The sequence below is a fragment of the Parenemella sanctibonifatiensis genome (assembly GCF_002250565.1).
GTDB classification, from domain to species: Bacteria; Actinomycetota; Actinomycetes; order Propionibacteriales; family Propionibacteriaceae; genus Parenemella; species Parenemella sanctibonifatiensis.
The window spans coordinates 69,975-91,201 of the sequence record NZ_NMVJ01000007.1 but is presented as its reverse complement, the minus strand read 5'-3'; the positions used below and the strand labels follow the sequence as shown (position 1 = coordinate 91,201).

The 21,227-nt window shown below is 68.2% G+C and carries 17 protein-coding genes and 1 riboswitch; of the genes, 10 read left to right on the top strand and 7 right to left on the bottom strand.

All coding sequences use genetic code 11. The features are described 5' to 3' along the window. The first annotated feature begins 118 nt into the window (after positions 1 to 118). Positions 119 to 227, top strand: a riboswitch (TPP riboswitch). Positions 228 to 254: 27 nt separating this feature from the next. The 8 genes from CGZ91_RS08575 to CGZ91_RS08540 all read left to right on the top strand — a co-directional run bounded on the left by CGZ91_RS08575 (position 255) and on the right by CGZ91_RS08540 (position 8,273). Beyond that, the gene (locus tag CGZ91_RS08575) at positions 255 to 887 is read left to right on the top strand and encodes an ECF transporter S component (protein ID WP_094454307.1); all 633 of its coding nucleotides are present in this window, start codon (positions 255 to 257) and stop codon (positions 885 to 887) included. Next, positions 884 to 2,488: an ABC transporter ATP-binding protein gene (locus CGZ91_RS08570; protein WP_229116529.1), complete on the top strand. Its 1,605-nt coding sequence runs from the start codon at positions 884 to 886 to the stop codon at positions 2,486 to 2,488. The genes CGZ91_RS08575 and CGZ91_RS08570 overlap by 4 nt, the downstream gene beginning before the upstream one ends. Next, a complete protein-coding gene (locus CGZ91_RS08565; protein ID WP_094454305.1) occupies positions 2,485 to 3,255 on the top strand; it encodes an energy-coupling factor transporter transmembrane component T family protein in 771 nt (256 codons plus the stop codon). The genes CGZ91_RS08570 and CGZ91_RS08565 overlap by 4 nt, the downstream gene beginning before the upstream one ends. Before the next feature lie 61 nt (positions 3,256 to 3,316). Beyond that, the gene (locus CGZ91_RS08560) at positions 3,317 to 4,252 is read left to right on the top strand and encodes a patatin-like phospholipase family protein (RefSeq protein WP_094454303.1); all 936 of its coding nucleotides are present in this window, start codon (positions 3,317 to 3,319) and stop codon (positions 4,250 to 4,252) included. Between the two features lie 4 nt (positions 4,253 to 4,256). After that, the gene (locus CGZ91_RS08555) at positions 4,257 to 5,492 is read left to right on the top strand and encodes a sensor histidine kinase (RefSeq protein ID WP_094454301.1); all 1,236 of its coding nucleotides are present in this window, start codon (positions 4,257 to 4,259) and stop codon (positions 5,490 to 5,492) included. A gap of 3 nt (positions 5,493 to 5,495) precedes the next feature. Continuing rightward, the gene (locus CGZ91_RS08550) at positions 5,496 to 6,143 is read left to right on the top strand and encodes a response regulator (protein ID WP_094454299.1); all 648 of its coding nucleotides are present in this window, start codon (positions 5,496 to 5,498) and stop codon (positions 6,141 to 6,143) included. A gap of 106 nt (positions 6,144 to 6,249) precedes the next feature. Next, entirely contained in the window at positions 6,250 to 7,131 is an 882-nt protein-coding gene (locus tag CGZ91_RS08545) for an ABC transporter ATP-binding protein (RefSeq protein WP_094454297.1), read from the top strand. Next, positions 7,128 to 8,273 (top strand): ABC transporter permease, encoded by a 1,146-nt coding sequence (locus CGZ91_RS08540; protein WP_094454295.1) that lies wholly within the window; start codon positions 7,128 to 7,130, stop codon positions 8,271 to 8,273. Before CGZ91_RS08545 ends, CGZ91_RS08540 begins: the two co-directional genes overlap by 4 nt. Before the next feature lie 44 nt (positions 8,274 to 8,317). Here the strand turns inward: CGZ91_RS08540 and CGZ91_RS08535 are convergent, their stop codons facing one another. The 7 genes from CGZ91_RS08535 to CGZ91_RS08505 form a co-directional block, all read right to left on the bottom strand. Beyond that, the gene (locus CGZ91_RS08535) at positions 8,318 to 9,106 is read right to left on the bottom strand and encodes a PIG-L deacetylase family protein (protein WP_094454592.1); all 789 of its coding nucleotides are present in this window, start codon (positions 9,104 to 9,106) and stop codon (positions 8,318 to 8,320) included. A 97-nt stretch (positions 9,107 to 9,203) separates the two neighbouring features. Further along, entirely contained in the window at positions 9,204 to 10,496 is a 1,293-nt protein-coding gene (locus CGZ91_RS08530) for a hypothetical protein (protein WP_094454293.1), read from the bottom strand. A gap of 9 nt (positions 10,497 to 10,505) precedes the next feature. After that, complete coding sequence (locus CGZ91_RS08525; RefSeq protein WP_094454291.1) at positions 10,506 to 11,018, bottom strand: RNA polymerase sigma factor; 513 nt, start codon at positions 11,016 to 11,018, stop codon at positions 10,506 to 10,508. Positions 11,019 to 11,238: 220 nt separating this feature from the next. Then, a complete protein-coding gene (murA, locus tag CGZ91_RS08520) occupies positions 11,239 to 12,651 on the bottom strand; it encodes a UDP-N-acetylglucosamine 1-carboxyvinyltransferase (protein WP_094454289.1) in 1,413 nt (470 codons plus the stop codon). 142 nt (positions 12,652 to 12,793) lie between these two features. Then, positions 12,794 to 14,425 (bottom strand): type 2 periplasmic-binding domain-containing protein, encoded by a 1,632-nt coding sequence (locus CGZ91_RS08515; protein WP_094454287.1) that lies wholly within the window; start codon positions 14,423 to 14,425, stop codon positions 12,794 to 12,796. 157 nt (positions 14,426 to 14,582) lie between these two features. Next, positions 14,583 to 15,845 (bottom strand): AI-2E family transporter, encoded by a 1,263-nt coding sequence (locus tag CGZ91_RS08510; protein ID WP_094454285.1) that lies wholly within the window; start codon positions 15,843 to 15,845, stop codon positions 14,583 to 14,585. 168 nt (positions 15,846 to 16,013) lie between these two features. After that, positions 16,014 to 18,173 carry an NHL repeat-containing protein gene (locus CGZ91_RS08505; protein WP_094454283.1) on the bottom strand — a complete coding sequence of 720 codons (2,160 nt, stop codon included), beginning with the start codon at positions 18,171 to 18,173 and terminating at the stop codon, positions 16,014 to 16,016. Positions 18,174 to 18,485: 312 nt separating this feature from the next. On the opposite strand from CGZ91_RS08505, the gene CGZ91_RS08500 reads away from it, so the two are divergent. Together CGZ91_RS08500 and CGZ91_RS08495 are read left to right on the top strand one after the other, a co-directional pair. Continuing rightward, entirely contained in the window at positions 18,486 to 18,905 is a 420-nt protein-coding gene (locus CGZ91_RS08500; protein WP_094454281.1) for a DUF5318 family protein, read from the top strand. Then, entirely contained in the window at positions 18,898 to 21,207 is a 2,310-nt protein-coding gene (locus tag CGZ91_RS08495) for a transglycosylase domain-containing protein (protein ID WP_179229285.1), read from the top strand. The genes CGZ91_RS08500 and CGZ91_RS08495 overlap by 8 nt, the downstream gene beginning before the upstream one ends. Positions 21,208 to 21,227 lie beyond the last annotated feature (20 nt).

The window sequence follows — 21,227 nt, the reverse complement described above, 5'->3', positions numbered from 1 at the left end:
GTCACCAGCTGACCTCAACGCCGAGAAACAGGGTTACTTTGCAGATCCGCGCGTGGAGGGGCAGCTGACGACCAGATTCGCTGAGCCCCGCACCCGGGCGACAAGCGCTATAGTCACGGCCATTACACACGGGAGTCCGGTGCGCCGGGCTGAGAGGGAGGCCGCAGCCTTCGACCGTCGGACCTGATCTGGATCATGCCAGCGCAGGGAGGATCTCTTTCACCCGTGCCGTTTCATACCGGAAAGGCACTGCCATGTCTTCTGACGTCTCCACCGAGACCGAACCCACCACCGCCACGCCGCCCACCCGGGCCTGGCGTGTCATCGACATCGTCGTCGCCGCCGTCCTCGGCGTCGCCTGCGGTCTGATCTTCGTCGTCTGGAACTCCATCGGGTACGCCTGGTGGACCGCCATGTCGGCCATCACCCCCGGCCTGGCCGGCATCGCCACCGGCGTCTGGCTGCTCGGCGGCGTGCTCGGCGGCCTGGTGATCCGCAAGCCCGGCGCGGCCCTCTTCGTCGAGCTGCTGGCGGCGGTCGTCTCCACCCTGCTGGGGTCGCAGTGGTCCATCGAGACCGTCTACTCCGGCCTCGCGCAGGGCATTGGCGCCGAACTGATCTTCGCGATCTTCCTCTACCGCCGTTGGAACGTCAGCATCGCGATGCTGGCTGGCGCCGGCGCCGCGGTCGGTGCTTGGACACTGGAACTCTTCACCTCCGGCAACCTCGCCAAGGGCGCCGGCTTCCTGCTCACCTATCTGGGCACCTGTGTGGTCTCCGGTGCCCTGCTGGCTGGCCTGCTCGGCTGGATCCTGATGAAGGCGCTCGCCAAGACCGGCGCCCTCAACCGATTCGCCGCCGGTCGCGACGCCCGCGTCGAGGCGTGACCCCACTGGCAACGCCGATCACCCCGCTCGGAGTCGAGGCCCGCGGCTGGGGCTGGCGGCACGCCACCCGGCGTACGCCAGCCGTCGCGGACCTCGACTTGAGCATCCAGCCCGGCGAACGGGTACTGCTGCTGGGCGCCTCCGGCGCCGGCAAGTCCACCCTGCTCGCCGCCTTGGCCGGGGTGCTCGGCGGCCCCGACGAGGGCCACGAGACCGGCACCCTGCGGGTGGGAGGGAAGTCCCCGGACAGGCTGCGGGAGGACAACTCCAGCGGCCATGTCGGTCTGGTCCTGCAGGACCCGCAGGCCAACACGATCATGGCCAGGCTCGGCGACGACGTCGCATTCGGCTGCGAAAACCTGGCGCTGCCCCGTGACGAGATCTGGGCCCGAGTCCATGAATCCCTCGCCGCCGTCGGGCTGCGCCTCCCGCTGGACCGCTCCACCACCGAACTGTCCGGGGGGCAACGGCAACGCCTGGCGCTGGCTGGCGTACTCGCGATGCGGCCGGGCTTGCTGCTGCTCGACGAGCCGACCGCCAACCTCGATCCGGCCGGCGCCGAGCAGGTACGCCGGTCGGTCGCGCATGTGGTCGCCGCCACCGGCGCCACGTTGGTGGTGGTGGAACACCGCGTCGACGCGTGGCTGCCGCTGGTGGATCGGGTCGTCGTGCTGGCCCCGGGCGCTGGCGTCCTGGCTGACGGACGCCCCGACGAGGTGATGGCCAGCCACGGCGCCGACCTGGCCCGGGCTGGCGTCTGGGTGCCGGGCCCGGCACCCGCCCTGAAACGTCCGCCGCTGACGCCCGGCGACGACCTATTGCACACCAGAGCCCTCACCGTCGGACGCTTCAGGGGAGCCGGCTGGCGGCGTCGCACCCCAGTGCCGGCCGCCACCGACATCGACCTGACCCTGCGCGCCGGGGAAGCGACCGTCATCACCGGACCCAACGGCGCCGGCAAGTCGACGCTGGCGCTCACCCTGGCGGGTCTGTTGCCGCCGCTTGACGGCGAATTCGCAGCCCACCCCACGCTGAGCCATGGAGTACGGGCGCATCCGGCCGAGCCACACCGATGGCGTTCGGCTGAACTCCTCACCCGGATCGGGACTGTCTTCCAACAGCCCGCCCACCAGTTCGTGGCGGCGACCGTACGCGAGGAACTCGCCGTCGGCCCGCGCGCCGCCGGCCACCCAGACCCCGGCGCCACCGCTGAACGGTTGCTGGCCACACTGCGGCTGGACCAAGTCGCCGGCGCCAACCCGTTCACGTTGTCCGGAGGCGAGCAGCGCCGGCTCTCGGTCGCGACGGTTCTCGCCACCGCGCCGGCGGTCCTGGTGCTGGACGAGCCGACCTTCGGGCAGGACCGCACCACATGGGCGGAGCTGTGCCAGCTGATCGCCGATCTGGTCGCCGAGGGCACCAGCGTGGTCGCCGTGAGCCATGATCCCGACGTGGCCGCTGCCCTGGGGGACCAAGTCCTCGACCTGCCGGCCGCCCACCAGCCGGAGGCGCCCAGCCACCCCGACGAGCCCAGCCACCCCGACGAGCCCAGCCACCCCGACGAGCCCAGCCACCCCGACGAGCCCGGAGCCCCCGCATGAGCGGCCGGACCTCGTGGCTGGATCGGGTCAACCCGGTCACTCCGTTCCTGGCTGCGGTGGCGTACTCCTTGCCGTTGCTCAGCACCATCGACCTGGTCTCGGCGCTGGTCGCCTTCGGCTGCTCCGCGCTGCTGCTCGGGACGGCCCGGATCGGCCCGGTCACCGTGTTGCGCCGCGCCTGGCCATTGCTGCTCGCCGCCCCGCTGTCGGGCATTTCGATGTTGCTGTACGCCCGTCCCGGCGGTCGGATCTGGTTCAGCTTCGGCGTCGGTCAGGTCAGCGACAATTCGATCACCCTGGCGATCGCCATCTCGGTGCGAGTGCTCGCCATCGGCATCCCGATCCTGGTGGTGCTCGGCACCGTGGACCCGACCCGACTCGCGGACGGCCTCGCCCAGGTGCTGCGGCTGCCGGCCCGATTCGTGCTGGGTGCTCTGGCGGGCATTCGGCTGATGGCGGTCTTCACCGACGACTGGACGACGATGGCGCAGGCCCGTCGCGCCCGCGGCCTGGGCGACACCGGGCGGTTCCGACGCTGGTTCACGATGGCTTTCGCGCTGCTGGTGCTGGCTCTGCGCCGCGGCGGTTCTCTGGCCACGGCGATGGAGGCCCGCGGCTTCGGCCGCGGCACCCGGACCTGGGCCCGTCCCTCGACGATGGGCTGGCGCGACGGACTGCTGATCGGCTTGGCTCTGGCCGCCAGCGTCGGCGCGGTCATGGTTGCCCTCGTGGTCGGGTCCTTCCACTGGCCCGGATCGCTGTCGTGAGCCGGCGTACAGTGCCCCAGCCTGTCTCGGGACAGACCCGCCGCCACCTAGGATGACGGCCATGACCACCGCAACAGGCACCAGCCCGACCGGCACGACCGTTGCCCTGGCGCTCGGCGGGGGTGGGGCCCGCGGGTACGCCCACATCGGCGTCCTCAAGGCCCTCGCTGAACGCAACTGCACGGTGGTCGGCCTGGCCGGCACCTCGATGGGGGCCTTGGTCGGCGGACTTTATGCTGCGGGCGCGCTGGACCAGTTCGAGGAATGGGCGATGTCGCTCAACCAACGCAAGGTGCTACGGATGATGGATCCCGCCCTCGGACAGCCCGGCGCGGTACGCCTGGAGCGGGTGCTGTCGCGGATCAGCGAGATGCTTGACGACGCCCAGATCGAGGAACTGCAGATCCGCTACGTCGCGATCGCCACCGACCTCAACCACTGGCGGGAGGTGTGGTTCCGGCGCGGCCCGGTCGATGTCGCAATCCGTGCCTCGATTGCGATCCCCAGCGTCATCACCCCGGTGATGATCCACGGTCGGTTGCTCGTCGACGGCGGTGTCCTCAACCCGGTCCCGCTGGAGGCACTGGCCGGGATGGACGCTGACCTAGTCGTGTCGGTGGACCTGTCCGGTCCCGCCACCGGCGCGACCTCGCTGCGTCCGGTGACCCACGAGTCCGCCGCCCCCGAAGGAGGCGAACCGTGGCTGAAGAAGTTGCGTGGCATGCTGGGCCTGCGGCCGCGTACCGACACCGAATCGGTCGAGGAACGGATATTGGAGGACCTACCGGAGGGGCTGCGCACCTTCGACGTCCTCAACGGGTCGCTGGAGGCCATGCAGGCCCTCATCACCCGCTATCGGCGAGCAGCGCACCCGGCGGACGTCGAGATGACGATCCCGCGCAACTCCTGCGGCGTCCTCGACTTCCACCGCGCCCCCGAAATGATCGAACTCGGCTACCGGACCGCCGCCGAGGCACTGGACCGCGCCGGGGTCTGAGTCTGTGAAGGACTTCTTCGGCGTCGATGACCCGTTCGTACGCCCGCTGCCACCGCGGTGGTGGCGGGCCGACGTGGTGATTGCGCTGGGGTTCCTGCTGCTCGCTGTCACCAACGTCTGGGTGACGACCAGCCTCGCCCAAGGCGGACCGCCCTGGCAGTGGGATGTGGTGTGGGTAGCCGTGGCGGCGGTGCTGCTGATGGGCCGACGCCGGTGGCCGGTGGTGTCGACGGTGCTACTCGCCAGCCACTTCATCCTGGTGGGTACCTTTGCGCCACACATCGTGGTCCAGGTCGGCATGCAGGTGGTCTATTTCGTCAGTCTCTATTCCGGAGTGGCCTGGGGCCGCAATCGGATGTGGGTGATGATCGCCGCAGTCGGTGAGTCGATCGCGATGACGCTGTGGCTGGCGCTCACGGTCCCCGTGGCCAATGCCCAGCTCAGTGGGCTGCTGACCACGATGGTGCCGTACTGGATCTACACCGTGGTGCTCAACGTGGCCTTCTTCGGTGGCGCGATCTGGCTGGGACGCAACGCCTGGCAGCAGGCTCGCGCGGAGGCCGAGGTGATCGCGTCGACGGAGCTGATCGAGGCTCAGGCCCGACAGCTGGCCGACCAGGCCGTCGTCGGGGAGCGGCTGCGGATTGCGCGGGATCTGCACGACTCGATCGCCCACCATGTCGCCCTGATCGGGGTCCAGGCCGGGGCGGCGCGGCGGGCGCTGGAGAAGAAGCCGGAACTGGCAGCCGAGGCGCTCGGTCAGGTGGAGCGGTCGGCCCGGCAGAGCATCGCCGAGCTGCGCAGCGTGCTGGGCTCCCTGCGCGACGCCGACGGCGAGGAACCGGGCCAACCCAATCTGGCGCGGCTGCCCGAACTGGTCGCCGAGATGGACAAACTCGGCCTCGAGGTGGACCTCCAGCTGGTCGGTGACGAGGCAGCCTTCGGGCGTACCTCCACCTCCCAGGAAGCCGCCCTCTATCGGGTCGTCCAAGAAGCCCTCACCAACGTACGCAAGCACTCCTCGGCCCGGTCCGCCCATGTCCGGATCCGGGCGGGAGCCCAATATGCCGAGGCGGAGATCCTCGACGACGGCCGGCCCCTGCATGGAACTGCTGGAGGCGGCCTGGGCCAGATCGGCATCCGAGAACGGGTCGCCGCACTGGGCGGGACCGTCGAGATGGGACCCCGCCGCGATCAAGGCTTCCGGGTGCTGGTCCGGCTGCCGCTGGAACAGGAGTGACGAATGATTCGGGTGATGCTGGTTGACGATCAGGCGATGGTGCGGCGTGCGTTCGCGTTGATGCTGGACCTGGAGGACGACATCGACCTGGTCGGCGAGGCCGCCGACGGAGCCGAGGCCGTGAGCAAGGCGCGTACCTTGCGCCCTGACGTGGTGTTGATGGATGTCGAGATGCCGCAGGTGAACGGGCTGGATGCGACCCGGCAGATCTGCCGCGAATCCGACAGCCCCGAGGTCATCATCCTCACCACCTTCGACCGCGACGACTACGTCTTCGATGCCCTGCAGGCCGGCGCCGCCGGTTTTCTGCTCAAGAACGCCGAGCCGGAGCAGTTGCTGGAGTCGGTGCGGACGGTTGCCCGCGGAGACGCCCTGTTGGCACCGGAGGTGACCCGCCGGGTGATCGCCCGCGCCGTCGGCGCGCAGCGGCAACGTCCGGCCAGCCCCGGCCTGGCCTCACTGACGGCCCGGGAACGGGAGGTGCTGGTGCTGGTTGCCCGCGGCCTGTCCAATGCCGAGATCGCCGACCAACTGGTGCTCGGCGAGGCAACGATCAAGTCGCACGTCTCGAACTGTCTGGCCAAGCTCGGCGTACGCGACCGGGTCCAGGCCGTCATCCACGCCTTCGAGTATGGCCTGATGGACGACTGAGGCCCGATCTCCTCCTTGAGGGGGAGGCGTACGCCGCCAGTTCCTCCCTGTGGCCGAGCCGGCAGAGCCCCGCGGTCCGCGAGAGTGGAACCACAGGGAGGCAAACATGCTTGAAGTCAGCAATCTGACACGACGATTCGGCGACCACGTCGCCGTCAACGATGTGTCCTTCGTGGTCCCGGAGGGCTCCTTCACCGGTTTTGTTGGCGGCAACGGTGCCGGCAAAACCACCACGATGCGCATGATCATGGGGCTGCTGGCCCCGCACGGCGGCAGCGTCACCTGGCAGGGGCAGCCGATCACCACCAAGGACCGCGCCGCGTTCGGGTACATGCCCGAGGAGCGTGGCCTGTATCCGAAGCAGCCGATCCTGAGCCAGCTCACCTACTTCGGCGAGCTGTACGGGATGAACGCCGGCGACGCCAAGCAGGAAGCCAGCAGCCTGCTGGAACGGTTCGGGCTGGGCGACCGGATGAAGGACAAGCTGGAGTCGCTGTCACTGGGCAACCAGCAGCGGGTCCAGATCGCCGCGGCGGTGATGGCAGACCCGATCTGCCTGGTGCTGGACGAGCCCTTCAGCGGCCTGGACCCCGACGCGGTCGATGAGATGTTCGTGATCCTCAGCGAACTGACCAAACGCGGCGTACCGGTGCTGTTCTCCTCGCACCAGCTCGACCTGGTCGAGCGGCTGTGCGAGCACATGGTCATCCTGGCCAAAGGGCAGGTGATGGTGTCGGGCACCGTCGACTCGATCCGCGAGTCCGCCGGCCACGACCACCGCATCGTCGTCGACGGCGACCTGGGCTGGCTGCGCGACGAGGCCGGGGTGGAGGTCATCGACATCGACGGTGGCCGGGCGCAGGTCCGGTTCGCCGATCCGAGCGCCGAGCAGCGTGTCCTGGCCAGCGCCATCAGCCGCGGGCCGGTGCGCGAATTCGGCCCCAACCGTCGTCCCCTCAGCGAGATCTACCGGGAGGTCACCCGATGAGTTACGCACAGCCCAGTCAGCCCTGGCGCATCGTCGCCAAGCGAGAGATCACCGCCCAGCTCAGCGACAAGTCGTTCTGGATCGGCACCATCATCACCGTTGTGCTGCTGGTCGGCGGCATGGCGCTCAGCGCACTCTTTTTCGGTGATGACGCCAAGCAGGTCGGTGTCACCGACGCCGAAGGTGCCGCCATCGTCCAGATCGCTGGCGAAGGCTACGAGGCCGTCGAACTGCCCGAATCCGACCTCGAGGCGGCCGTCGACAACGGCGACGTCGAGGCTGGCATCCGGCAGGGAGACACCGGCTGGGAGCTGGTCGTCAGCGACTTGGAGAGCACTGACCAGACCCTGCTGCAGTCCATCTCGGCATACGTGCTGCAAACCAACGCCTCCGAGCAGGGTGTGGATCTCGGCGCCCTCAACGCCGGCACCGAGGCCCAGGTGGTGCTGACCGGGGAACAGGACAGCAGCGAGGTCGGCATCGCCACCATCGCCGGCCTGGTGTTTTCACTGCTGTTTCTGATGGCGGCGCTCACCTACGGTATGCAGATCGCCCAGTCCGTGGTCGAGGAGAAGGAGTCGCGGATCGTCGAGATCCTCTCGGCTGCGATCCCGGTGCGCCAGCTGCTGATCGGCAAGGTGGTCGGCAACACCGTGATGGCGATGTTCCAGCTGATCCTCTACATCGCGATCGGCGCGGTGGGCGTGTCCTTCACGCCCTTCAGTGAGCTGCTGCCGCACCTGCTGCCGCACATCGGCTGGTTCGTGGTGTTCTTCCTGTTCGGCTTCGCCTCGCTGGCCTGCCTGTGGGCTGCCGCCGGTGCGATGGCGACCCGCCACAAGGACCTGGGCAACACCACCACCCCGCTGACCATGATCATCATGGGTGTCTACTTCGCTGGTCTGTTCACCAGCGGCACCGTCAACATGGTCCTCAGCTACGTTCCGGTCGTCTCGACCGTGCTGATGCCGCAGCGGCTGATCCTGGGAGAGGCCGGGGTGCTGGATGCGATCATCGCGCTGGTCCTCACCATCGCCTTCATGGGTGTGGCGATCTGGCTGGGCAACACCATCTATCGCCGCGGTCTGCTGCAGACCGGTGGCGTCCTGAAGCTCAAGGATGCCTTCGCCAAGGCCGACTGAGGCCGTCGCCGTGCGCAAGGGGCCCACGATGGGCCCGAACCGACTCAGGAGGGCAGCCCGGCGACGATTCCGGCCGGTCGGCCTTCCTCGATGAACCATTCGCCGCCGAAGGCGCCAGCGAAGTGATCCTCGGGCATCTGCAGGATCCCGGCGGCGTCCTCCTGGGAGGCGTGGCAGGCCAACGCTGCCCGCTTGATGTCGATCACCGGCGTGGCGTCGACAAACCAGTGGAGCTCGGCCTCAGGCGTACCGAAGGGGTTGCCGTCGTCGGCGGGATTGTCCGGATTCCAGCCGGCATCGGTGACGCCGGCGTCCACGGCCGCCTGCCAGAGCCGGCGTACATGGTCGCGGTTCATGGTGGATTGCAGGAAGCGAGGCGTACGCCGGGCCAGCTCGGCTGCGCGCCTGGCGACCGCATGCACCTTGACGTGGTCGGGATGCCCGTAGCCGCCGTGCCAGTCGTATCCGACCACCACATCGGCATCCTCCTCATCCAGGATCGCAGCGAGCCGACCGGCGGCCTCCTCCACGTTGGCGGAGTGGAAGGAGGTGGCGTGGGAGTTCTGTTCCCACCCGGTCATGCCGGAGTCGGCGTACCCGAGCCAGGCGACGCGGGCGGTGCCGAGCACCTCGGCCGACCTCTCGGCCTCACTGCGGCGCCGGTCGATGACCGTTTCGCCGGGGCTGAGGTCGTCGGGAACGGTGCCGTGCTCGCCGTTGGTGCCGTAGACGCAGACCACCCGGTGGCCCTGCTGGACCGCGAGGTACATGGTGCCGGAGGTCTGCGAGGCCTCGTCGTCGGGATGGGCGTGCAGGAAGACGATGGTGGTCACCGGGACAGCGTAGTCGCGGCCAGCCTGCGCCACCGAGGAAACCGCAGAGCCCCCAGCAACCACTGGGGGCTCTGCGGACGAGTGGTCCAGCTCAGCTTCAGCAGCTGACCGTGGACAGCTCGTCGGTGTTGATCACCGTCGTGGGCCGCATGGATTGCTCGTCGTTGTACTCGACCACGAGGTAGCTGCCGTACAGGGAGGCCTGGTAGCCCTCGGGAAGCTGGGCGACCGCATTGGTGTCGGTGTTCCAGATCTTCGCGCGGCTGCCGTCGGTGCCCTCGTACTCCAGCAGTGCCACCAACCCGTTGTCGCCGGGCTGCGGGGGCCGGGCGCTGAAGGATGCGTCGTCAAAGGCCTGGACCGTACGCGGTTCGTCCCACTGGGCGTTCCAGGCGACGAACTGTTCCTCGGGCTGTTGCACCGTGTAGAGCCCGCTGTGGACCTCGGGCCAGTAGCCGGTGATCTCGCTCGGCGCGTCGAGCATCTCGTTGTTGGTGATGCTCATCGCCCGCAGCGAACCGTCGGACTGCTGCGCCCACACCAACATGTTCTCGTTGCGGCTGACGCTGGCGACATCCTCAGCGACCACACCGGAGTCCTCACTGAACATGGTCACCGTGTAGAGCTGGTTGTTGTCGTTGACGTACGCCATCCGGTTGCCGAACACCACTCCCGGCTGGGTGACGCTCGGAGCGTTGAACAGCTCAACGGCCTCGCCGTTGTCGGTCTCCCACTGTCCCGGCTTCCACAGGTAGAAGGTTGACGAACCGTCGTCCTGGTTCTCGGTGATGAGGAACTCGCCGTTGTCGTGGTCGACACCGTTGATGCCGGTCGAGTTGGCGGCACGGGTGTGGATGCGTACCCCACCGGTGGGCGAGGTGTCCGGGTAATACCAGATCTCGCTGGTGTCGGAGCCCTCCTCCTGGAACTCCACGATCATCTCGCCGTTGTCGGTGACCTCCCAGACGGTCTCCCACGCGATGTTCGGCGCGGCCGGCCGGGTCTCGGTGGTGATCGCCTCCAGCCAGTCCTCCGGCAGCGTGGCCACGCAGGCCTCACCGTCGGTGGCACGGGGGGTGTTGGTCGGGGTGGGCGTGTTGGTCTGCTGCTGCGGGGTCGGAACCGGCGTCGAATCGCCGCCCGGGCTCTGCTGCGGGGTCTGCGGGAGCGGGCTCGCCGTCGCGGGCTGAACGGTCTGCTGGTTGGGGGCAAATTGGGTGATGGCCAAGGCGCTGATGCCGACCACGGCCACTGCCATGGTCGCCACTGAGGCGAGTGCACGGTTGCGGCTGCGGACCCGCGACTTACCGGCGTTGAGTAGATCCTGGGCGTCGAAGCCGGGGCGGCCGGAGTCGTCGGACATCTTTTCAGCCTCGTTCTTGAAGTTCATGTTTCCTCCTCAGGCGGATGCGCCGACGGCAGGTAGAAGGCTGGGGGAGAGGACGCTGCGCAAGTGCTCGAGCGCCTTGGCGGTCTGGCTCTTGACGGTTCCCTGGCTGGTGTTCATGGCGCTGGCGGTATCGGCGACCGAGAGGTCGTCGACGAATCGCAACACCACGCAGGCCCGTTGCCGTGCCGGCAGGCTGGCGAGTGCCCGCTGCAGGTCGACGTTGTCGGCAACTGCGGCGACGGCTTCCCGGTTGGCTGGCCGGTCCTCGAGATCACCGGTGCGTTCGCGCTTGTGACGCGCTTTGCGTGATTCGTCGATGATGATGCGGGTCAGGACCCGCCGGGCGTACGCCAGCCGGCCGGACTCCTCGACACGGTTCCATTTCACGAACATCCGGATCAGCGCTTCCTGGGTGTGGTCCTCGGCGATCTGCCAGTCACCACACATCAGGTAGGCCATCCGTCGTAGGCGCGAGGCGCTGGTGTCGACGAAGGCGAGGTACGCCTCTTCATCGCGGGCCATCTGCCCACTCCTTTCGGCTTCGGCCGATCTGGTCGACCCTGGTCGTCGCCCGTTCTCCACGGGCAACCATCCATACGAGGCGAGGTCGCGGATCGGTTGCCTGACCTTTGCAGACGAGGGGCCCCTGAACTGTCCGCCGTAGCGGGCCTCGGTGGACGTATGGGCCACAACGGGCCGCCGCAGCGGACGTTTCAGGGCGGCCGGGGCGTAGGCCAGCGGCTCAGGCCGGCGGGTCGGTGTCGACGATGTCGGCGCCGACGGCCGCGAGTTTGCCGACGAAGTCCTGGTAGCCGCGATCGATGTGGTGGACGTCGGTGATCTGGGTCTCGCCCTCGGCAACGAGCCCGGCCAGCACCACGCCGACCGCGCTGCGGATGTCCAGGGAACGGACCCGGGCGCCGGTCAGCGGGGTTGGGCCGTGCACCTCGGCCGAGGTCGCCAGCACCTCCCGGTTTTCACCGAACGCCTGGACCCGGATGTCGGCGCCCATCTTGAGGAGCTCGTCGGTGTAGCGCAGCCGGTCCTCATAGACCCGCTCGTGGACCCGGGACACCCCGGTGGCCTGGGTCAGCAGCGGCATGAAGGTGCTCTGCGAATCGGTCGGGAAGCCCGGGTAGGGCAGCGTCTGGATGTCGACGGCGCGCAACTCGGAGCCAGCCTTGATCAGCATCCGATTGTCCTGCCGCCAGACCTCGGCACCGGCTTCGGCCAGCTTCTCGGCGATGGGGACCAGGTGGACGCCGGTGACATCCTCCAGCGTGATCTGGCCGCCGGTGATGACCGCGGCGACCGCGAAGGTCGCTGCCTCGAGGCGGTCGGGCAGCACGATCTCGCTGACCCCGCGAAGCCGCTCCACGCCTTCGATGGTGATGAAAGGGGTGCCGAGCCCCGAGATCCGGGCGCCCATGCGGTTGAGCATGTTGCCCAGCCACACGATCTCGGGTTCGTAGCTGGCATTCATGATCGTGGTGGTGCCGGCCGCGCGGGTCGCTGCCATCATCAGCGCCTCGGTGCCGGTGTGGCTGGGGTAGTCCATGTAGATGCGGGCGCCGTGGAGTCGTTTCACCCGGGCATGGACGACGTCCTCGCCGCGTTCCACCTCGGTGCCCATCCGGGCGAACCCCTTCAGGTGCATGTCGATGGGACGTTTGCCGATCTGGTCGCCGCCCGGCAGGGCGAAGCTGATCTCGCCGGCCCGGGCCAACATTGGGCCGGTGACGACGACGCTGGCGCGGGTCGCCTTGAACAGGCTGGGCGGAGCATCCGTACGCGCCACCTGGCGGGTCTGCACGCGGACCCGCTCGTTGGCGCGATCCACCTCGACCTCGGCGCCGAACTCTCGCAGTAGTTCAGCCATGCTCAACACGTCGGCAATCATCGGAACGTTGTTGAGGACCACCTCTTCGTCGGTGAGCAGGCTGGCCGCCAACGCCTTCAGGGCAGCGTTCTTCGCGCCGCTGATGCGGACCCGCCCGTCGAGGCGCTGGCCTCCCTGAATCCGAAGGATTCGTTCGGTTGGCTCGCTCCGAAGGATTCGTTCGGTTGGCTCGCTCCGAAGGATTCGTTCGGTTGGTTCGCTCCGAAGGATGCGGTCGTTGGACTCGCTCGGACCTTGAACTGAAGCGGCTGCCATACCTGCAGTATGCAGGGCTCCGCCGATTGAGGCCGCGCACCCTATTGGTGCCGGTCACCAGGGGCTGTTCCCGAACGCTCCCGCCGGCCCCCAGAGTGAGGGCAGGTGCCCACATGAGTTGCTTCGGGCCACGGCGTACGCGTCACTCCTGATAACCCTCCTGGAGTTCGTTGCGGATCTCGTCGCCGGCGGCGCTGCGCCAGCGGTCCACGGCGCCCTCCCAGGCCGACAGGTCCGACTGGCCCATGATGATGGCGCGCTGCACGTCCCAGGCCTCGCGGTTGGCGGCGGTCCCCTTGGACAGCGCCGCCTCGGAGAAGATGCCGAGTGCAGCATTGGCCTCGGTCTCCTGCAGCAGCGTCGAGATGAACTCGTGCTGCCGGGTGACGAAGTCCGGCTGGCCGGGCACGTACAGGTTGGCGTTGATGACGCTGCCACCAAAGAGCAGGCCCTGCATGTACTGCTCGGCGTACGCCGACGTCGATGCCGGATTGCCCTCGGCATCCAGGTCGTACGTGGTGCCCTCCACCCCGAAGTTCGCGCTCAGGAACTCGGTGGTCCCGAACGGCGAGGCGATGTAATCAAGCACCCGCAGCAGCTCGCGTACCCGATCCTCGCTGTCCTGCTTGGCGATGCCGGTGAAGGTGCCGTAGCCGGGCGGGTTGAGGTGATGGGCGGCGCGACCACCCTCCCAGCCCGGCACCGTCACGACGCCAACGTTGAACTCGGGGTGGGGCACCGCCCAGATCGAGGCCCAAGTCGCGAACGGGTTGATGATGCAGACGCACTGCCCGCCGGCGAAGCGAATGGAGTTGTTGTTCGGTTCGGAGAAAGCGTTCGGGTGAATGGTGCCCGAGGCCCACAGATCGGCTGCCACCCGCAATGCCTCGATGGTCTGCTCGGACTCGAAGGCGTGCAGGAAGCTGCCGTCGTCATTGCGGCGCCAAGTGTTGGGGCCGCCCATCGACTCCATCAGGATCGGCATCAACCAGTCCGTCGGACTGCCATTGAAGACGAAACGGCCGTCGCTGGGCTTGGCCAGTTCCTTGGCGAGGTCCACGAACTCCTCACCGTTGGCCGGGGTCTGGAAGTTGTCGAAGCCGTCCTCGGCCAGCAGATCGCCTCGGGTCATCACGATCCGGCCGGCCGGCGGCCGTGGCTGCGCGACGCCCCAGATCTTGCCGTTCATGCTGCCGATCGACCAGGCCTGCGGCGCGTGGGCCGCCAGCGCCGGGAACTCCTCGATGGCTGCCCCGGCCAGGAACGGCGTCAGGTCGGTGTAGTACTGCTCGAGCAGCTGCGGCATCCCCGACACCTGCGGAACCATCGCCAGATCCGGCAGGTCACCGGAGGCGGCGAGCACCTGGAACTTCTGCAGATAGTCGCCTCCCCAACTGGCGAAGGTCGGCTCGAACGTTGCGCCGAACGCTTCGGTCAGCGACTGGTACCACGGATTGCCGGCGCCGATCCCGGCCCGCGGCGGCGGCCCCTGCACCATCCAGGTGAACGGCGCGGTGACTCCCAGCGGTGCCACTCCCCGTTCGATCGGCTCCGGAGGGAAGGACAAATAGCCGTCGGGGATGCCCTTGTCCGGGTCGCCGGGCAGATCTGGCTCGACACCGGCGAAGGGCACGTGGTTCGGCTGCGCGGCTTCTTGCTGTTCCGGACCATTCCCGGGTCCGGTCTCGTCACTGCTGCTGCAGGCGCCCAGCAGGGCAGCCGATCCTGCGGCGGCTCCCAGTCCGAGCATCTGACGTCGGTTCAACTGGGCCATAAGTGATGGCCTCCTTTGGCCGGACGGCGGCGGTCGCCGCCCTGCTTTGGAGAAAGCCAAGCATGAGCGGTGGGCGATGCCCACCTCCCGCGCCGCAACGCACAGATCCGGGATTACCCGTGGCCCGAAGTTCCGGTCTGCGGTCGGTCCGGCCCCCTCAGTCGGGGTCGCTGGCGTCAGCGCTGTCCGCGTCCGCTGGTGGGGCGTTGTCCTCGGGCACTTCCGGCACCGTCGTGGCTGCCTCCGGTGCGGGCGTACGTCCGGTCAGCGACAGCGCGGTCGCATTCACGAAAGCGATCAGCGGGATGGCGAACAGGGCGCCCGCGATCCCCGCCGTCAGCGTGCCGAAGGTCACGCCGAGGAAGACCGCCAGCGGATGCAGCGCCACCACCTTGCCCATGATCAGGGGCTGCAGGAAGTTGCTCTCGAGCTGCTGGACCAGAATCACGATGCCGAGCATGACCAGAGCGAGCACCCATCCCTTCAGGACCAGCACCAGCAGTACCGCGATGGCGCCGGACACGATCGCGCCGATCATCGGGACGAAGGAGAACACGAAGACGATCAGCCAGATTGGCACCGCGTACGCCGCCATGCTCACCCCGACCATGCCCAGCGCGATGCCGGTGGCGTCCACAGCCGCGACCAAGACCTGGGTGCGCATGTACGCCGACAGTGCCTTCCAGCCGCGCCCAAAGGCAGTGTCGGTTGATTCGCGGGCCGCGGGCGGGAGCAGTGAAACCACCCACTGCCAGATGGCGGCACCGCCGGCGAGCAGGAAGAACAGGGTGAACAGGCTGATCAACATGCCGGTCAGCACGTTGCCGACGCTGGAGACACCCGACAGTGCGCCCGAGGCGATCATCCCGGAGTGGGCCTGGACCTGGTCGATCAGGTCGTCCAGGGCGCTGTCCAGAGTGGGAACCTTGACGCCCAGCGAGCTTGTGATCCAAGCCGTCACGCGCTGGAAGCCGTCGACGGCCTGGGCTTGGATCGTCTCGTACTGTCCGAAGAGCTGGCGTCCGGCGATGCCCAGCATCCCGGCAACCGCCACCAGCAGGCCGACCAAGGTGAGGGCGGCCGACACGCCGCGGCCCATTGGGGTCTTGCGGTGCAGGAAGGACACCACCGGATTCAGCAGCGCTGTGAACAGCAGCGCCACCAGCACCGGCACTACCAGCACCATGATCTGAGAGATCCCCAGCAGCACCAGCGCGATCACTGCCACGACCAGCAGGATGCGCCAAGACCATGCGCCTGCGCGCCGAAGACCGATCGGGATCTCACGGACCTCTTGGGGCAGCGCCCGTTCGCTGATGGCGCGCGCGGGAGCATGGTTGTCAAAAGGGCGCGGGTTCTCGGTAGAGCCGTCGTGGTAGGGCCACTCGGTGTGGTCAGGCCACTCGCTGTGCTCCGACATGGGTGGGCTCCTTCGATCTGGGACGGTGCCTCAGCCTAGTGCGCAGCGCAGATCGGGCCTGGGACGCACCCCGGGGAGGGGGGTCTCCCGTAGAAAAGCCCGCCCCAGCAGCAATAGGTCGCACCTGGAGCGACCTGCCGCCGCTGGGGCGGGCTCGTGCGCGCTGAATCAGCGAGACCGCGCCGCCAGCGAGGTCAATTCGCCGCGTTCGGCGGTCGTGATCGCGCCGGCCGACTCCAAGGTGGCCAAGATGTTCCGCACCGCAGCCAGCCGGGCAGCGTGCTGGCGCGGATCGCCGGTGCCGGGCTGCTCCGCGACGTCGGTGAACGCGTCCTGCAGCGTCTCCCCGGTGACCACGAACCTGTTCTTGATCTGGCTGGGCTGGCCCAGCACCGTCACGAACTCGCGGGTGTCGGCGGTGCCATCCGGCAGCGTGTACTGCCCGACATTGGTGCTGCTGCGATACCCCTCCAAATACAGTAGCGTCCAGAGCCGGCCATCGGGCGCCAGGTCCAGGCGGCGGGTGTTGGATGCGATCGAGGTTGCCGTCCACCCCAGCGGGTCGACCACGTAGACGCTGCGGCCGACCTGGGCGTAGAGGTAGCCGTTGGGATGGAAGATCAGCTCGCCCGCTCCGGCGGACGTACCTCCGCCACCGGAGACCAGCGGGAGCTGTCGGCGTACCTCCAGCTCGTCACCGATCTCGTACAGCACCGTGTCCACCAAGGCGTACAGGTGGCCCTGCGGTCCGGTCGCCAGCGCGTTGATCGACATCGCACCCTCGGGCGCCAAGCTGCGCACGGTGGTGTTGCTGGCCGGATCCCACTCGATCACCTGGGCGCTGCCGGCAATCGGGCTGGTCCCGGTGCCGCCATGCCGGCTGGACCCGACGTACACCTTGTCGTGCGCGAAACCGATCGCGGCAATGGTGTGGTCCGGCACGACGTCGTGGTGCACCTCGACCTCGCCGCTGGCCTGGTCGAGGATCGCGACGGTGCCACCGCGCAGACCGTAGTCCGGTTCGGTGCCCCACCAGACCTTGCCGTCGTACGCCTTCGCCCCCAGCGGGCGGATCTGCTGATCGGACCCCTTCAGGTCGGCCAGCTTGGTCGTCGCGCTGGTGTCACCGTCGGCCGGATGCCACTCCAGCAGCGAACCGCCGGGATAGATGCCGGCGTACACCGCGTCACCGGCGACCACCCAGTCCTCGACCTGGCCGAATCGAACCACCGGCCGGGCCTCCCCGGTGTCGGCGGCCACCGCGACGGTGTTGCCGTTGATGAAGGCATTGGCATAGACGTCCTGGCCGTCAGGGGAGACCAGGATCCCGCCCAGCGGCGTCGGTTCGGGCTCGATGTCGAAGACGACCGTGGTCAGCTCGTCGGCGTCGACATCGAAACGGATGCCGTTGCCTTCGTAGTTGCCGGCAAAGGCGTACAGCACGTTGTGGTCGTTCTCGATGGTCCAGCCGTAGCCGACCAGTGAGCCACCTGGCACCGTGTGTCGGGTGACGGTGTGCTGATCAGTGGCAATGTCATAGCAGGTCAGCTTCAGCGCCCCGTTGGTGAAGGTGCTCCACCAGACCTTGCCCTCGTGGGCCTCCGAGACGCCGCGGGCATTGACCGCGTACGCCGCCGGGGTCTGGTGCTCGTCGTCGGTGGTCCACGCGACCTCGGTCAGGGTGTCCGCATCGATCACGCGCATCTTTTGGTCCATCGTCACGAAGACCCGGCTCCGGTCGCCGGCCACTCCGACGTCGAGGTCGTTGATGCCCGAGCCCGTGACGCCGAGCTCGACGCGAACCTTGTCGCCGGCGGCCAGGTCGATCCGATAGAGCTCGGCCACCGGGCGGGTGCCGACGAAGAGCGCATGGTGCACCGGGTCATACGCCGCGGCGCTGACGTACTGCACCGCGGTGTTGGAGCTCGCCTTGCCCAGGTCGGTGAAGCCGTGGTCGGGGTGGTAGGACCAAGCCTTCGCATCGGGGAAGGTGCCGCCGTGGATGTAACCGTCCTTACCGGCAGTGAGGCCATACACGTAGGTCGCGGCCGGGGTGGGCCGACCCAGGTCGGTGATGGTCCCCGTGGCCGGGTCCCACCGGTAGAGGTGGCCGTCGTAGTAGGTGGCGACGTAGACCGAACCGTCCGGGGCCGCGAGCACGATCGGGGCGCCGCCGGCGCCCAGCAGCTGGTGGCGGCCGATCCGGTCGCCGGTGGCGGCGGAGCAGATGTTGAGGCTGGCATCCTCGCCCAACGGGGCGGCGAAGGCAGCGAAGGTGCCATCGGGCAGGGTGCCGAAGTCGCCTTCGACGACCGTCAGCGCGGTCATCGGCGAGCCGAGGTCCTCCCACTCACCCGTGGGTGGGGCAGGGGCCTGTTGCCGCGGCGTCGGCGCGGCGGAGGCTGGTCGGGGCAGGGACAGAGAGGCACCAACGGCAAGAGCGCTGGTGGCGGCCAGGACAGTGCGTCGTCGCACAGGATCACCTTTTCCTTTGGGTAGGGCCGGGGGGTGGCCCGGTCAGGTAGCGGTTACAGTAACCCGCTGCCGAGGCCGATTCGCGGTGGGTTCGCGCCGGTACGCCGGCCGCTCCAGCGACCGGAATCCTTCCGGTGCGTTGTGCCCCGAAGTACGCTGACCCGCATGTGGTCGCAGCGCAATGTCATCGATTACTCGCTGCAGCGCCGGCGGAGCCTGGAGCTGCTGCGGGCGCCGCAGCGTACCTTCCGCACCGACCATCCCCTCGACGCCGATCCGATGCTGATCCGATCGGCCCTGCACCACGGCATCCCCGCCGAGATCCCCTGCCCGGTGTGCGACAGCGAGGAGCTCGCGATCCTGCACTACGTCTTCGGTGACCAGCTGGGTCAGTACAGCGGCCGGATCAAGTCCCTGGAGGAGCTTGAGGAGATGCAGTCGGAGGTCGGCGAGTTCAAGGTGTGTGTGGTCGAGGTCTGCCCCGAGTGCGGCTGGAACCACATGACGCAGTCCTATCTGTTGGGTGATGGCCGACGCCGCCGGGCACCCCGCAAGCAGCCGACCGTGGAGGACATCTATGGCTGAGTCCGCGAAGTCCAAGAAGGCCGAGCCCTCCATGAAACCTGGACAGGCCGCCGCCAAGCCCCGCAAGGGCAGGGCCCGCCGGATCGTCGGCAAGATCGCGATGTGGACCGCGATCGTGCTGCTGTCGCTGGCGCTGATCGGCGTCATCGCGGTCGTCTATCTCTATCAGCGCACCGAGATCCCCGACCCGAACGCGGACTTCCAGACCAACACCACCTTCGTGAACTTCAACGACGGTGAGACCAGACTGGGCAACTTCCAGGTCCAGAACCGGCAGACCATCCCGTACGAAGAGATGGGTCAGAACATCAAGGACGCCGTCATCGCGGCGGAGAACCGTTCCTTCTGGACCGACGGTGGCATCTCGATCCCCGGCATCGCCCGATCGGTCTGGCGGATCGCCTCCGGTGGTGAGGTCCAGTCCGGCTCCACGATCACCCAGCAGTACATCAAGATCTACTACCTGACCTCGGACCAGTCGATCGAACGCAAGGTCAAGGAACTGCTGCTTGCGGTGAAGATGTCGCGGGAGGTGCCCAAGGAAGAGATCCTGCGGGACTACCTCAACACCATCTACTTCGGCCGGGGCGCCTACGGCGTCCAGGCCGCCAGCCAGTCCTACTTCCTCACCGACGCCAAGGATCTCACGGTGCCGCAGGCGGCGGTGCTGGCCAGCGTCCTCAACAATCCGGCCCGGTTCGACCCCAGCGGGGATGAGGAGAGCCGCGCCCGGCTGCTGGATCGGTATCGCTATGTCATCGATGGACTGGTCGAGATGGGCACCATCACGGCCGCCGAGGGGGCCGAGTATCGCGCCGAACTGCCGGAGTTTCCGGAGGTGCCGGTGAACCGGCGCTACGCCGGCCCCAACGGATTCCTGCTCAACATGGTCGAGAACGAGATGCAGGCGCTCGGTTTCACCGAGGCCCAGATCAACGGCGGCGGGCTGACCATCACCACCACCATCGACCCCCGGCTGCAGCAGGCCGCGATCGATGCCGCCGAGAGCAACGTACGTACGGCTGTCGACGACGCCCGCGGCGACCCCGACGCCAGCAAGCTGCACCCGGCCATCGCCTCGGTCGACACCTCCAACGGTGCCCTGTTGGCGCTCTACGGCGGCCCGGACTATCTGGCGAACTCCCGCAACTGGGCCACCACCCCACGCGCCACCGGCTCTGCCTTCAAACCGTTCGCCGCCGTGGCCGGTATCGAGGACGGCTTCTCGCTGAACTCCCGCTTCCGAGGCAACAGCTTCACCCCACCCGGGGAAGGTGTCCCGGTCAACAACCAGGGCCGCACCCAGTACGGCGACAGTGTCTCGCTGCTGACCTCGATCCAGAACTCCATCAACACGTCGTTCGTCGACATGGTCGCTCAGATGGAGGACGGCCCCGAGAAGGTCATCGACGCCGCCAACCGGGCCGGCTCGCCAACCGGCGCCGGCTGGGACCCGATCAACCGGATCGCGCTCGGCGTCGCCGAGGTCTCCCCGATGAACATGTCCAATTCGTACGCCACCCTGGCCAACGGGGGGCGTCGCAATGAGGTCCACATCGTCCAGGAAGTACGCGACATGGACGGCAAGGTGGTCTATGCCGCAAGTCCGGCCAATGAGCAGACCATCGAGGAGGACGTCGCCATCGACGTGACGTATGCCCTTTCCCGGGTCGTCGACGACGGCACCGGCACCCGCGTGGCGACCTTGGGTCGGCCGGTGGCGGGCAAGACCGGCACCACCGGTGTCGGCGACGACGTGGTCTCGTCGTGGTTCGTGGCGTACACCAAGCAGATCTCCACTGCGGTGATGTACGTCGCCGGCGACGACGGCAACCAGGGCCTGGACGAGTATCGCCGCCCCGGTGACAGCACCTTCTATGGCGGCACCTATCCAGCGCAGACCTGGCTGGACTACATGGAGGTCGCCGTCGAGGGCACCGAGGAGCTCGACTTCGAAGATCCGGTCTACGTCAACCGCAATGGTCGCGATTCGGAGAAGGACGAGGAGGAGAGCTCGCGTCCCACTCAGACCGCTCCGCCGACCACCCAGGCACCGACCACCAGCGCTCCGCCGACCACGACCGAGCCTCCGGAGACGACCGAGCCGCCAGAGACCTCCGAGCCGCCGGCGCCGCCCGAGTCCAGTGGTGGCTTCACCGAGCCACCTGAGACGACCGAGCCGCCGGAGACCTCCGACCCGCCCGGGACCACCGAGCCGCCACGCACCACGGCCCCGCCGACCACCAGCGCTCCCGGCCGGGGCAGCGGTGGCGGCAATGGCTCCGGTGCGGGTGGCAGCTGACCCGCTCGCGCCCGGCCGCT